The 13,852-nt window shown below is 68.7% G+C and carries 12 protein-coding genes and 1 riboswitch; of the genes, 7 read left to right on the top strand and 5 right to left on the bottom strand.

Going from position 1 to position 13,852, the window contains the following annotated elements:
* Window positions 1-664 precede the first annotated feature (664 nt).
* The 7 genes from FFI87_RS05975 (at window position 665) to FFI87_RS05945 (ending at window position 7,887) form a co-directional block, all read left to right on the top strand.
* The gene (locus FFI87_RS05975; protein ID WP_012363493.1) at window positions 665-1,690 is read left to right on the top strand and encodes a substrate-binding domain-containing protein; all 1,026 of its coding nucleotides are present in this window, start codon (window positions 665-667) and stop codon (window positions 1,688-1,690) included.
* Window positions 1,691-1,747: 57 nt separating this feature from the next.
* Window positions 1,748-2,776 carry an ABC transporter substrate-binding protein gene (locus FFI87_RS05970; protein ID WP_041489781.1) on the top strand — a complete coding sequence of 343 codons (1,029 nt, stop codon included), beginning with the start codon at window positions 1,748-1,750 and terminating at the stop codon, window positions 2,774-2,776.
* A 17-nt stretch (window positions 2,777-2,793) separates the two neighbouring features.
* On the top strand, window positions 2,794-3,618 hold the full coding sequence (locus tag FFI87_RS05965; RefSeq protein ID WP_138848000.1) for an ABC transporter permease: 825 nt from the start codon (window positions 2,794-2,796) through the stop codon (window positions 3,616-3,618).
* A 10-nt stretch (window positions 3,619-3,628) separates the two neighbouring features.
* The gene (locus tag FFI87_RS05960; protein WP_105787219.1) at window positions 3,629-4,525 is read left to right on the top strand and encodes an ABC transporter permease; all 897 of its coding nucleotides are present in this window, start codon (window positions 3,629-3,631) and stop codon (window positions 4,523-4,525) included.
* Window positions 4,526-4,549: 24 nt separating this feature from the next.
* Window positions 4,550-5,581: an ABC transporter ATP-binding protein gene (locus FFI87_RS05955; RefSeq protein WP_138848001.1), complete on the top strand. Its 1,032-nt coding sequence runs from the start codon at window positions 4,550-4,552 to the stop codon at window positions 5,579-5,581.
* A 38-nt stretch (window positions 5,582-5,619) separates the two neighbouring features.
* Window positions 5,620-6,444: a phosphodiesterase gene (locus tag FFI87_RS05950; RefSeq protein ID WP_138848002.1), complete on the top strand. Its 825-nt coding sequence runs from the start codon at window positions 5,620-5,622 to the stop codon at window positions 6,442-6,444.
* Between the two features lie 243 nt (window positions 6,445-6,687).
* Window positions 6,688-7,887, top strand: coding sequence for an MFS transporter (locus tag FFI87_RS05945; protein WP_138848003.1), 1,200 nt, complete (start codon window positions 6,688-6,690; stop codon window positions 7,885-7,887).
* A 21-nt stretch (window positions 7,888-7,908) separates the two neighbouring features.
* On the opposite strand, the gene FFI87_RS05940 is transcribed toward FFI87_RS05945, so the two are convergent.
* From FFI87_RS05940 to FFI87_RS05915, 5 genes are all read right to left on the bottom strand, one after another.
* The gene (locus tag FFI87_RS05940) at window positions 7,909-9,087 is read right to left on the bottom strand and encodes an EamA family transporter (RefSeq protein WP_138848004.1); all 1,179 of its coding nucleotides are present in this window, start codon (window positions 9,085-9,087) and stop codon (window positions 7,909-7,911) included.
* 349 nt (window positions 9,088-9,436) lie between these two features.
* Window positions 9,437-11,287: an RICIN domain-containing protein gene (locus FFI87_RS05930; protein WP_261378558.1), complete on the bottom strand. Its 1,851-nt coding sequence runs from the start codon at window positions 11,285-11,287 to the stop codon at window positions 9,437-9,439.
* A gap of 338 nt (window positions 11,288-11,625) precedes the next feature.
* The gene (locus tag FFI87_RS05925) at window positions 11,626-12,414 is read right to left on the bottom strand and encodes a molybdopterin-dependent oxidoreductase (protein ID WP_012363484.1); all 789 of its coding nucleotides are present in this window, start codon (window positions 12,412-12,414) and stop codon (window positions 11,626-11,628) included.
* A gap of 29 nt (window positions 12,415-12,443) precedes the next feature.
* On the bottom strand, window positions 12,444-13,076 hold the full coding sequence (locus FFI87_RS05920; protein ID WP_138848006.1) for a cytochrome b/b6 domain-containing protein: 633 nt from the start codon (window positions 13,074-13,076) through the stop codon (window positions 12,444-12,446).
* A gap of 94 nt (window positions 13,077-13,170) precedes the next feature.
* Entirely contained in the window at window positions 13,171-13,422 is a 252-nt protein-coding gene (locus FFI87_RS05915; RefSeq protein WP_012363482.1) for a pentapeptide MXKDX repeat protein, read from the bottom strand.
* A 259-nt stretch (window positions 13,423-13,681) separates the two neighbouring features.
* A riboswitch (TPP riboswitch) is annotated at window positions 13,682-13,799 on the top strand.
* The last annotated feature ends 53 nt before the right edge of the window (window positions 13,800-13,852 follow it).

The raw sequence follows: 13,852 nt of genomic DNA, 5'->3' as shown, positions 1-13,852 counted from the left end.
GATGTTGGTGCCGGGGACCGGACTTGAACCGGCAAGCCAATTAAGGCGGCGGATTTTCGTCACACTGCTTCTTTCGAAGCCGGCCTCGTCGAAACGACGCCGTTCGTGCGCTGGACTATGCCTTCACCGTCGCGCGCGGGCGTGGTCGCCGCCCATGCGCCTTAGGCGCCCCCCGTCTAGTCTCTACACCTTCCTCGCTGCAATCTCGCCGCGAGGCTTGGCTCGGCGTTGCCTCGATGCGCGCATCAGGGGTTTCGCCGAATTTGAAGGGTTCTGCACCGACCGTTTCCGGTCGGGCACTCAATCGTTTAAGTCCGCTATGTTTACCAATTTCATCACCCCGGCAAAAGGGCGGGACGCGATTCTACCATTGCTTCGCGCATGCGTTCCCTGATTCACGCGTTATGCATCGCGACGCGGCATGCCTGCCTGCGCCATTCGCGGCCGAATTCATATCCGGACATCGACTTCGCCGCCACAGCGTCATCGATTTCATGCCGCGCCGCAATATCCCCCGATACAATCACTGCGCCCCATTCTCGGGACGCAAAACGTCTGATGTTTGTATCGTACTTTTTACGAAACAGATGTCTGGTGAGTCATCGCGAAGTCACAAACATTTTCGATAATCCATCGGTCGAAAACGTTTACATCGCGTAATTTCATGACCCCGACCATCAAGGATGTCGCCGCCCTCGCCGGCTTTTCGATCGCCACCGTCTCGCGCGCGATCAACGCGCCGCACACCGTCAGCCCCGCCACGCTGACGACCATCCGCACCGCCATCGACACGCTGCAGTTCCGCCCGAGCCCGCTCGGCCGGCAGTTGCGCGGCGAGCGCACGCGCCTCGTGGGCGTGGTCGTGCCGACGCTGTCGAATCCGGTGTTCGCCGACTGCCTGCAAGGCATCGACGCACTCGCGACCGCGGCCGGCTTCAAGCTGATCCTGATGACGACCGAATACGACGAAGCCCGCGAGCGCCACGCGATCGAGACGCTGCGCGAGCAGCGCGTCGAAGGACTGATCCTGACCGTCGCCGACGCGGACACGCATCCGCTGCTCGACATGCTCGACCGCGACGGCCCGCACTACGTGCTGATGCACAACGACACGCAACGCCGCCCGTCGGTGTCGGTCGACAACCGCCGCGCCGCTTACGACGGCGTCCGTCTGCTGACCGCGCGCGGCCATCGCCGCGTGCTGATGCTGGCCGGCTCGCTCGCCGCGTCGGACCGCGCACGCCAGCGTCATCTCGGCTACGCGCAGGCGCTCGAGGAAGCCGGCGTCGCGACGCTGCCGCCGGTCGAAGTCGACTTCAACGCGGCCGAGCTGCCCGACGCGGTGCTCGCGCACCTCACCGCGCAAGCCACGCGCCCCACTGCCCTGTTCTGCAGCAACGACCTGCTCGCGATGGTCGTGATGCGCGGCCTGCGCCGCGCGGGCTTCTCGATTCCCGACGACCTGTCTGTACTCGGCTTCGACGGCATCGCGATCGGCGAGCTGCTCGCGCCACCGCTCGCGAGCGTCGCGACGCCGAACCAGGACATCGGCCGTCATGCATGGCGACGCCTCGTCGAATGTATCGGCGGCGCGACGATCGAGCGCACGTCGCTGATCCTGCCGCACACGGTGCGCGACGGCGCGACGGTCGCGCCGCCGGCCGCCAATCTGCAATTACACCAAGCCTGAATGCATGTGCCGCGCGAGCGCGCGGCGACATACCCTTACCCCGCCCGGAGACCTACCGTGTCCTTTCGCCTGACCTCGCTGCTGCGCGTGCTCGCCGCGCCCGTTGCCTGCGCCGCGCTCGTCGCGTTCGCGCCCGCTGCCCATGCCGACGAATCCGCGATCTGCTACAACTGCCCGCCCGAATGGGCCGACTGGGCCGCGCAAATCGCGGCGATCAAGCAGAAAACCGGTATCCGCGTGCCGTTCGACAACAAGAACTCCGGCCAGGCGATTGCGCAACTGATCGCCGAACAGAAGAGCCCGGTCGCCGATGTCGTCTATCTCGGCGTGTCGTCGGCGTTCCAGGCGAAGGACAAGGGCGTGATCGCACCGTACAAGCCCGCGCACTGGAACGACATTCCCGCGAACCTGAAGGACCCGCAAGGCTACTGGTTCGCGATCCACTCGGGCACGCTCGGCTTCTTCGTGAACAAGGACGCGCTCGACGGCAAGCCGGTGCCGCGCTCGTGGGCCGATCTGCTGAAGCCCGAATACAAGGGCATGGTCGGCTACCTCGACCCGTCGAGCGCGTTCGTCGGCTATGCGGGTGCGGTCGCCGTGAATCAGGCGCTCGGCGGCAGCCTCGATAACTTCAAGCCGGCGCTCGACTGGTTCCGCAAGCTGAAGGCGAACGCGCCGATCGTGCCGAAGCAGACCGCGTATGCGCGCGTGCTGTCCGGCGAGATTCCGATCCTGCTCGACTACGACTTCGACGCGTATCGCGCGAAGTACAAGGATCACGCGAACGTAGAGTTCGTGATTCCGCAGGAAGGCACGATCGCGGTGCCGTACGTGATGAGCCTCGTGAAGGGCGCGCCGCACGACGCGAACGGCAGGAAGGTGCTCGACTTCGTGCTGTCCGACGAAGGCCAGAAACTGTGGGCCAACGCGTATCTGCGTCCGGTGCGCGCGCAGACGCTCGGCGCCGACGTCGCCGCGAAATTCCTGCCGGCAAGCGAATACGCGCGCGCGAAACCGGTCGACTTCGGCAAGATGGCGGCCGGCCAGCAAGCGTTCGGCCTGCAATACCTGCAGGTGATGCAGTAAGCGGCCGGAACCACGCGATGCTCGATCTGACTTTCCCGCTGCGCTGGCGCGTTGCACTCGTCGCGCCGGCGCTCGCGGTGTTCGCCGCGTTCTGGCTGCTGCCGATGGCGGCGCTCGTGCACGTGTCCGCCGACGGCGCGTTCTTCACGCAGTACGCGACGCTGCTCGGCAATGCGCGCTACATGAAAAGCCTCGGCGAAACGGTTGCGTTGTCGGCCGGCGTCACGCTCGCGACGCTCGCATTGTCGACGATCTCGGGCCTGCTGCTCGCGCGCCGCGAATTCGCGGGCAAGCGCGTGCTGCTCGCGCTGCTCACGTTTCCGCTCGCGTTCCCGGGCGTCGTGGTCGGCTTCATGGTGATCATGCTCGCCGGGCGGCAGGGGCTGGTCGGCATGCTGTCCGCGAAGCTGACCGGCGACAAGTGGGTGTTCGCGTATTCGGTTGCCGGGCTGTTCGTCGGCTACCTGTACTTCTCGATTCCGCGCGTGATCGTCACCGTGATCGCGGCCGCGTCGAAGCTCGATGCATCGCTCGAGGAAGCCGCGCGCTCGCTCGGCGCGTCGCCGTGGCGCATCTTCGTCGACATCGTGCTGCCGGCGCTCGCACCGGGCCTGATCGCGGCCGGCGCGATCTGCTTCGCGACCGCGATGGGCGCGTTCGGCACCGCGTTTACGCTCGCCACCGACCTGAACGTGCTGCCGATGACCATCTACACCGAGTTCACGCTGAACGCGAACATCGCGACGGCGGCCGGCCTGTCGATCGTGCTCGGCATCGTCACGTGGGCCGTGCTCGCGCTCGCGCGCCGGTTCACCGGCCATACCGCCACCGCCGCGGCCTGAGGATTCCTTAATGCAATCGCTTTCCGGTTCGTCCGCGCCGTCGCCGGCGCCCGCTCCGTCGCATGCGAACGGCGTCGCACGACGCGCGCCGCGCGTCACGGGCGCGCGCGCGATCGCCGCGCTGCAATGGAGCGTCACGCTGCTGCTGTGCGCATTCCTGATCGTGCCCGTCGTGATGTCGGTGCTCGCGGGCCTCACCGTCAACTATTTCCGCGGGCTGTCGAGCGGCCTGACGCTGCGCTGGCTCGAACAGGTGTGGCAGCAATATCAGGGCTCGGTCGCACTGTCGCTCGGCGTCGCGTTCGCGACGCTCGCGATCGTGCTCGCCGTCGGCGTGCCGGCCGGCTATGCGCTCGCGCGCAGCAAGAGCCGCGTCGCCCGCGCGATCGAGGAAGCGCTGGTGCTGCCGGTCGCGCTGCCGGGCCTCGCGTCGGCGCTCGCGCTGCTGGTCGTGTACGGCGGCTTCACCGCGTTCCGGATGAGCCTGTGGTTCATCGTCGTCGGCCACGTCGTGTTCACGCTGCCGTTCATGGTGCGCGCGGTCGCGGCCGTCGCGGCCGGCGCCGATCTGCGCACGCTCGAGGAAGGCGCGGCGAGCCTCGGCGCGTCGTTCGTCACGCGCTTCGTGACGATCGTGCTGCCGAACCTGCGCCCCGGCATCGTCGCGGGCGCGCTCGCGGTGCTCACGCTGTCGATCGGCGAATTCAACCTGACGTGGATGCTGCACACGCCCGACACGAAGACGCTGCCCGTCGGACTCGCCGATACCTATGCATCGCTGCGTCTCGAAGTCGGCAGCGCCTACACGATCGTGTTCCTGCTGATGACGCTGCCGCTCCTCGTCGCGATGCAGTGGCTCGGCGTCGATCCGTCCGGCACGCGCGCGCTCAAGCGCCGCCCGCGCTGACCCTGTGCTGACTTTACCGATCCCATGAAACTCGATTCCACGCCCATCACCCTGACCCGCTGCGCGAAGACGTTCCGCGGCACGCGCGTGCTCGAACCGCTCGACCTGTCGATCGGCGCGGGCGAGACGCTCGTGCTGCTCGGCCCGTCGGGCTGCGGCAAGACGACGACGCTGCGCCTGGTCGCCGGCCTCGACACGCCGGACGCCGGCGGCACGATCGCATTCGGCGGCGACGACGTGACCGCGCTTCCGATCGAACGCCGCCAGGTCGGCATGGTGTTCCAGAACTACGCGCTGTTTCCGAACCTGACGGTGCGCGGCAACGTCGGCTATGGACTGAAGATCCGCAAGACCGAGCCGCGCGCGCTGCGCGAACGCGTCGACGAATTGCTCGCGATGATGCGGCTCGACGCGCACGCGGACAAACCGGTCGATCAGCTGTCGGGCGGCCAGCGCCAGCGTGTCGCACTGGCGCGCGCGCTCGCGGTGCGCCCGCGCGTGCTGCTGCTCGACGAACCGCTGACCGCGCTCGACGCGAAGCTGCGCGACGTGCTGCGCCGCGAGATGAATGCGCTGTTGCGCGAGCTCGGCGTGACGACCGTGTACGTGACGCACGACCAGGCCGAGGCGATGGAGCTCGGCGACCGGATCGTCGTGATGGGCGCGGGCCGCATCGAACAGATCGGCACGCCGCGCGACATCTACTACCGTCCGGCGAACCGCACGGTCGCGCAGTTCATCGGCACGCTGAACCGGCTTGCAGGACAATGGCGTGACGGCGCGCTCGTGACGACGGGTGGCGCGATCGTCACGCCGCACGCCGCCGACGAGTGGTTCTTCCGCCCGGAAGACGCGCAGCTCGCCGATCCCGCGCATGCGCCGCTGCGCGGTGCGATCGGCGCGTGCGCGTTCCTCGGCGAGCGCACGCGGCTCACGATCGAGCATGCCGCGCCCGACGCGCTCGTGATCGACGTGCCGGGCCGCATCGAGCTCGCACGCGGCACGGCGGTCGGCATCGCGATCGCGGCGGAAGGCCTGATCGCGCTCGCCGCATGACAGCGCCCCACGATAACCCGACATTCCGAGGAACGACGATGCTGCTTGCTCAAATCAGCGATCTCCACATCAAGCGTCCGGGCCAGCTCGCGTACCGGCGCGTCGACACGGCCGCCGCGCTCGCGCGCTGCATCGCGAAGCTGAATGCGCTGCTGCCGCGCCCCGATGCGGTGCTCGTCACCGGCGACCTGACCGATTTCGGCCACGACGACGAATACCGCCATCTGCGCGACCTGCTCGCGCCGCTCGAGATTCCGTATTACCTGATGGTCGGCAATCACGACGATCGCGCGGGGCTGCGCCGCGCATTCGCCGATCGCCCCGAATTGCAGGACGGCGAGTTCGTGCAATACGCGCTCGACGTCGGCGCGGTGCGCGTGCTCGCGCTCGACTCGCAGGTGCCCGGCGCGAGCCACGGCGACCTGTGCGACGCGCGCCTCGCGTGGCTCGCCGCTCGGCTCGACGCCGCGCGCGACCGGCCGGTGATCGTCGCGCTGCATCATCCGCCGTTCGTGTCCGGAATCGGGCACATGGACGCGCTGCGCCTCGCGCCCGCCGCCGCCGCGAAGCTCGATGCGCTGCTGCGCGGCTATCCGAACGTCGAACGCGTGCTGTGCGGCCACGTGCACCGGACGATGTTCACGCGCTTCGGCGGCACGCTCGCGTCTGCCGTGCCGGCGCCCGCGCACCAGGTGGCGTTCGACCTGCGCGCGGACGCGCCGTCGGCGTTCCGGCTCGAGCCGCCCGCGTTCGCGGTGCACGTCCATACGCCGCAGACGGGGATGACGTCCCATCACGTGTACGTGGACGAAGGCGACGGGCCTTATCCGTTCTATGAACCGAGCGGGGAACTTGTCGACTGACGATGCGCATCGCGAGCGCATGACGGGCGGCGGCCCGTCGGCGCCCGCTGCGGCCGAGCGGCGCCGATAGCGGCCGGTCGAGCCACGCTCACGCCGGCCGCTTGGCCGCCTGGCCGCGTGACTGCCCTCCCGGCATGATTCACGGTGCTCCGGTATGATCGGCACGCTCGATCGGCGCCCGGCCGCCTGCGCAGCCGACGCCGCGCCGCGCGCCACGCCGTCCCACTCCGTTCCGTTGCCGCCATGTCCGCCGCCTCCACCGACCGTCCGACCGACGCCGCCTCGCCCCACTACTCGCGCAGCCTGCTGTTGCTGCTCGCGACGATCGCGGGCGTGTCGGTCGCGAACATCTACTACAACCAGCCGCTGCTCGACAGCTTCCGCTCGGCCTTTCCCCACAGCGCGTCGTGGATCGGCGCGGTGCCGACCGCGACCCAGCTTGGCTATGCGGCCGGCATGTTCCTGCTCGCACCGCTCGGCGACCGTTTCGATCGCCGCGGGCTGATCCTGCTGCAGATCGCGGGCCTGTCGATCGCGCTGATCGTGGCCGCGGCCGCGCCATCGCTGGCGGTGCTCGCCGCGGCGAGCCTGGCGATCGGCGTGCTCGCGACGATCGCGCAGCAGGCCGTGCCGTTCGCGGCCGAGATCGCGCCGCCCGCCGAGCGCGGGCATGCAGTCGGCACCGTGATGAGCGGCCTGCTGCTCGGCATCCTGCTGGCGCGCACGGCGGCCGGCTTCGTCGCCGAATATTTCGGCTGGCGGGCGGTATTCGGTGCATCGGTCGCGGCGCTCGCCGCGCTGGCCGCGGTGATCGTGCTGCGGCTGCCGCGCAGTTCGCCGACGTCGACGCTGTCGTACGGCAAGCTGCTCGGCTCGATGTGGCATCTGGTGGTCGAACTGCGCGGGCTGCGCGAGGCGTCGCTCACGGGCGCCGCGCTGTTCGCCGCGTTCAGCGCGTTCTGGCCGGTGCTCACGCTGCTGCTCGCCGGCGCGCCGTTTCATCTCGGCCCGCAGGCCGCCGGGCTGTTCGGCATCGTCGGCGCGGCCGGTGCGCTGGCCGCGCCTTACGCGGGCCGTTTCGCCGACAAGCGCGGCCCGCGCGCGATCATCTCGCTCGCGATCGCGCTGCTCGCGGCGTCGTTCGTGATTTTTGCGCTGTCGGGGACGAGCCTCGTCGGGCTCGTGATCGGCGTGATCGTGCTGGATGTCGGCGTGCAGGCCGCGCAGATCTCGAACCAGTCGCGCATCTACGCGCTGAAGCCCGACGCGCGCAGTCGCGTGAACACCGTGTACATGGTGTGCTACTTCATCGGCGGCGCGCTCGGCTCGTCGGTCGGCGTCGCCGCGTGGCATGCATTCGGCTGGATCGGCATGTGCGCGGCCGGCCTGCTGTTTACCGCACTCGCCGGCTGGTTCCACCATCGCGGCGCGCAGCGCGCCTGACCGCCGCCGCGCGCAGCGGCATCACGCGCGGGCGCGCGACTCGGCCGGTTCGTCGGCGGGTGGCGGCGTGAATGCCTGCGCGGGATCCATGACCGCGGCCGGGTCCACGACGGCGGCCGGGGTCGGCACCGCAAGCGGTATCGCGGAAGGCGTGAGGATCGGCGCCGAATCCGGCACCGCGGCCTGATCCGGTGGAGGTACCGGTGCAGGCGCCGCCGCCGAGCCGGTCGCCACGGCCGGCGAAACGTCGACCGCCGCGCGCGCCGCGGGACGGCGCGCGGGATCGAACAGGAACGACAGCCCGACGCTGCCGAGAATCGCGACCGTCGCGATCACGGTCGCCATCGTCACGGGCTCGCCGAGCATCAGCGCGCCGAGCGCGACCGCGACGATCGGGTTCACGTACATGCAGCTGCTCGCGATGATCGGGCTCGTGTGGCGAATCAGGTAGCCGTACGCGACGTACGCCGCCATCGTGCAGAACACCATCAGGTACAGGAACGCGAACACCGGCGCCGCCGCGACCTGCTCGATGCGCTCGCCGAGCAGCCACGCGGCCAGCGTGGACATCAGCCCGCCGAGACCGATCTGCAGCGACGTGGACAGGAACAGGTCCGACGGCAGCTTGAGCCGCGTCGACAGATGCGCGCCGCCCGCCCAGAACAGCGCGCCGGCCAGCACGCTGATCGTGCCGAGCGCGGAGTTTGCGGCGGCCGCACCGCCCGAATTCAGCACGACGATGCCGACCATCCCGAGCGCGACGGCGGACCACTCGCCCTTCGTCACCGGGCGCCCGGCGACCGCCGCGATCACGGTCGCGAACAGCGGCACCGTGGCGACCATCACCGCGGCCGAGCCGCTGCTGACCGTGCGCATCCCGAGCGCGATCGTGCCGGACGACAGCGCGACCAGCATCGTGCCGACGATCGCCGAGTTGCGGATTTCCAGCAGCGTCGGCCATTCGGGCTTGCGCCGCAGCGCGAAGATGAACAGGCCGATCCCGCCGAGCAGGTTGCGCAGCCCCGAGAGCAGCAGTGGCGGGAACGACTGCAGCGCGAAATGCAGGCCGCTGTAGGTCGAACCCCAGACGAAATAGATGAATACCAGCGCCAGCGCGACACGGCCGCCGCGGCTTTGCGGCAGACGGATCCGGAACGGCAGGCGGGCGAGGAAATCGAGGAGGCGGTCGAGCGGTGTCATCGGTCAGCCTGCCTGCACGACGTGTCGCGCGCTGCGCTGAAAGACGCCGGAGAAACCGGCAAACGGCCCTGACGGGACCGGGAAGGCGCAGACGAACGTGCGGAACGACATGGCGGTGCGAACGGCGACGAATAAGAACCGGCGAGCGGCGGCAGAGGGTCACGAAAACGTGCGTGAACGGCTTCGTCCACGCAATGCTCGGCATTATGGCATCAAGGATTCGAAAGCATCGTCGGACCTGTCTGAAAGGATATCGACTGACGTTTCGGCGCGACACTGCGCCCGCGGCCGCCTCGACCGGGCGCGCGCAACGCGGCGCCGACCGGATAGCCGCCAGCGCCGCGCCGCGTCACGACGCCGGCTCGATCCGGACCACCGCGCCGCTTCCGTCGGCCGACAGCACGGTGATGCGTCGCCCGGACAACGTGTCGACGAGCGACTGGCCCGGCATCAGCGGCGCATCCTTCATACCGTCCTGGCTGCCCGGCGTCGCGTCGACGAGCGTGTTCTGAATGGCGTTGCCCGGATAGCGGACGATGCGCACCGTCACGCCATTGACGAACGGCGACGTGTCGGGCCAGTCCTCGAACGTGCCCTTCGCGCCCATCGGCCGCCGGAATTCGAGCAGCAGCGTGGAGCCGTCCGCGCGCGGCAGACGATAGCCCTGCTTGCCCGGCAGCGCGCTCCACAGCGGCGCGATGCGATACGTGCCCGGCTTGACGAGCGTCGGCACGTCTTCATCGTCGAGCCAGCCGGCGAACAGCTGATAGTCGACCGGGTACATCCGCCGCCCGCCGCCGCCCACCGTGTCGGTCGGATCGTCGATGCCGCCTGTCACGCAAAGGCTGCCGAGCACGACCGCGCCGTCCGCCACCGGACAGTTCCGCAGCGAATCGGGATGCCCCGCGCCGAGCCCATGACCGAATTCATGCGTCCACATCCAGTAGCCGGTGCCGGCGCCGTTCGACAGAATCCATTGCCCGGGCCGCGCCGCCAGCCCCGCGAATTTGCATTCGCTCGAGCGCGGATAATCGACGAACAGGTAATCGAATCCGTTCGCATCGACGCCGCGCGCCTGCGCGGCAGCCCTCGCCTGAGCGAGGATCGCGCCCGACTGGCAACCTGCCGGAAACGCGCCGAGATCGACGTTCGTCAGCATCGTGCCGCTCAACGTCAGCTTGCCGCGCGACGCCAGCTTCAGGTAGTGCGCGAGCGACGCGAAATCGTCGCCGTCGCCGAAGACGGCCTTGCGCACCGGCTCCGCCGGATTCGCCCGCTGTCCCGTGAAATGCCCGGACACCAGCAGCACGCTGCGCGCGCCGGTCACGACGCGTCTCGGCGACGGGAGTTCGCCGTCGTAGGTCCAGCGCGCGGCAGGCGCGTCGATCTCGGGCAGCATCGCGAGGGTACGGTCCATCGCCTGAAGCGTCGCGCGGCGGCCGGTATCGACCCAGTGCTTGTTCTGCAGCGTGAACGCGCCACTTGCGCCGATGCTGGCACGCCACATCCGCGTGGTCGGGTAATCGGCGCCGCCGCACGGCGCCAGGTTGGCCGGGCTCTGGCCCGATGGCGCCGCACGCAGGCAGACGTCCCTGCCCTGCGCTTCGGCCAGCACGTTCTTCACGTTGAAGTAAGGGCTCGCGGCACGCACCATGCGCCAGCGCTGCGCATCCGACCCGTTGCAGGACTGGAAGCCGACATAGGTCCCGTTGCCGGTCGACATCCCCAGACAGAGCGCTTCGCCCGTGGCCAGATTCCTGATCGCCAGGCTCGTGTCGAGCGCCGGAGGCGGGTCGGGCGGCGCGGGCTCGACGATCGCGGGTGGCTCGGGCGCGGGCTCCGGCGGCGCGGGCTCGACGATCGCGGGCGGCTCGGGCGCGGGCTCCGGCGGCGCGGGCTCGACGATCGCGGGCGGCCGGGGCGACGGCGGTTCGATCGTCGCAGGCGGCTCTCCCGGCTCCGGCGCGACCGGCGGCCGCGGATACGAGGGATCGGGCGGCGCGCCCGGCTCATCGGAAACCGCCACACCGTCCGCGACGATTTCCGGCGCCGGTTTCACGTGCTCTCCGGACTCGCCCTGCTGCTCCTGCACGACGATCGCGGGTGCGCCGGAATCGTCGCCCCCGCACGCGGACAGCACCAAAACAAGCGCGCACAGCAAAGCCGGCGCTACAGCGCGCCGTGATACGAATGGATTCATCTTCGACACTTCATCACGAACGGGATTGACAGGAGACCCGCGTACGAAGCATCCGGCCTGGCGCCCGGCGTTCGGTTCGGAGTGCATAGAAACAGGACGCCTCTTGCTGCGTCCCGACGCGGGTCCGTCGACGCGTGCCGCGGCAGTCCGCGGCACCGGCATGTCGTGCATATGGCGACGTGCCATCGGACAAATGTTACGGTTCGGTACGATTCACCAGCAATGGGACGCGTCCGAAATATTCTGACTGTGTGTCGTACTCGGCTGAGCCGGCAACGGCCGCCGTCATGCGTGCGCGCCGCATTGCGCGGCGCGTCGATCGACGTGAATCGCCGGGCTCACGATCCGCCGAACCAGTTGTACCCCTGGTCGACCCAGTAGCCGCCCGGAAACGTATCGGTCACGAAGATTTCCATGATGTGCTTCGGATTCTTGTAGCCGAGCTTGGTCGGCATCCGCAGCTTCATCGGAAAGCCGAATTCCGGCGGCAGGCGCTGGCCGTCGTAGTCGAAAGTGAGCAGCGTCTGCGGATGCAGCGCGGTCGGCATGTCGATGCTTTCGTAGTAATCGTCCGCGCATTTGAAGCCGACGTATTTCGCATGCGTATCGGCGCCCGCGCGCGCGAGGAATGCGCCAAACGGCGTGCCGCCCCAACGGCCGATCGCGCTCCACCCTTCCACGCAGATATGCCGCGTGATCTGCTCCGCGTGCGGCAGCGCGCGAAGCTCGTCGAGCGTCCACACGCGCTTGCCCGTCACGCGGCCGGACAGCACGAGCCGATAGGTCGATTCATCGACGTGCGGCACGTCGTCGATCCCGTAGTACGCGTTGAACGGGAACGGCCGCGTGATGTCGGCTTCGGTGTAGGTCGGCGCGAGCCGGTCGGGGCTGAACAGCCACGCCTGCACGCGATCGTTCATGCGCGACACTTTCTCGAGGAACGTGTTGACCGACGCGTCGTCCTGCAGCGTGCAGCCGGTCAGCATCGTCAGGCCGCCGAGCGTCAGCACGCGCCGGTTGAAGAGCCGCCGCGACGGCATCTCGAGCTCGCGGCGCACATCGAGTTCGAGCGACTTCCGGTCGAGGGTCCAGCGCGGCTGGCCGCGCCTGTTTTCGGATTCCGACATGATGATTTCCTTCGCCCGCGGCTCGCGGGTCAGCGGCCGCGCAGCATCGCGAGCAGCGAGCGCGGCACCAGCAGCGCCATCGCGACATGCACGACGAAGAACGCGACGAGCAGCGACATCGCCCAGAAATGCACGACGCGCGCGTTGTCGTAACCGCCGAACAGTTCGCGCAGCAGCGGGAACTGCACGGATTTCCAGATCGCGAGCCCCGACAGCACCAGCACGACGAGATCGACGATCGCGGTCAGGTATGCCGCGCGCTGCACCGCGTTGTAGACGCTCAGGTCGGCATGCGACAGCCGCCCGCGGAGCGCCGCGCGCACGTCGCGCCACACGGACGCCGGCGTGACCGGCAGCATCTTGCGCACCAGGCGCCCGGTCGCCAGCGACATCGTCAGGTAGAACAGCCCGTTGCCGACGAGCAGCCACATCGCCGCGAAATGCCATTGCAGCGCGCCGCCCAGCCAGCCGCCGAGCGTGATGCCGTGAGGAAACGTGAACGGCGGATAGATCGGCGACGCGTCGTAGATGCGCCAGCCGGATAGCGCCATCAGCACGGCCGCGAGTGCGTTGAGCCAGTGGCTCGCGCGTACCCACAGCGGATGGATCGGCCGCGCGGGCGGCGTGGCGGCCGCACGCCCGGTGGCGGGAACGGTTTGCATGATGAAACCTCCGGAGATGCGGGAATGACGCAAACGCACTCATACGGCGCGGCGGGCGATGCAATGCACGCACCGCCTGCCGCGCCCGCCGGCGTCAGTTCGACGGCGCCATCTTGTCGCTCGGCGTCGTCTTGCCCATTGCGTCGTGGCCCATCGCATCCTTCTTCATCGCATGCTTCTTCATGGTGCCCTTCTTCATCGCGCCGTCCTTCGCCATCGCGTCGTGGCCCATCGCGTCCTTCGACATCGACGTGCCGTCCTTCGACATCGCATCGTTCTGCGCATGCGCGCTCACGGCAACCATCGCGAAAGCGGCGACACAGGCAGCCAGCAGTCCATTTTTCATGACATCTCTCCGGTACATGGGTTTAAGGAGCCGAATAGACGCAGCATGAGCCTGGAAATGACAGCCGGTTGAATATTTTTTTTCGATCGGGGTTTCCGGCAGGAATCGAATGGCCGCGATGCCGCACCGCTTCGCCGCGGCGGCCGTGCTGGCGGCCCGGGCGACGGCCGCGCGCGCGGCCCGCGATGCCGCGGCCGCACCCTCGCCTAAGTTCCGCCCCCCGGTTGAAACCGCCGCGAAGCCGGTGTATCGTGTGCCCTTGCTAACGCGGGGGTCCTGCAATGCGTTCGGTCAAACAAACCGGCATTGCGGGTGAGAAATACCCTTTGAACCTGATCTGGATAATGCCAGCGCAGGGAAGCGTACGGATTTCGCCGCCTTCCTTCTGACGAAATCCGCCGCCTCACCAAACCTCGTCTCCTGCTTAGCT

Source organism: Burkholderia sp. KBS0801 (assembly GCF_005937855.2).
GTDB classification, from domain to species: Bacteria; Pseudomonadota; Gammaproteobacteria; order Burkholderiales; family Burkholderiaceae; genus Burkholderia; species Burkholderia ambifaria.
This window is presented reverse-complemented; position numbering and strand designations above follow the sequence as displayed.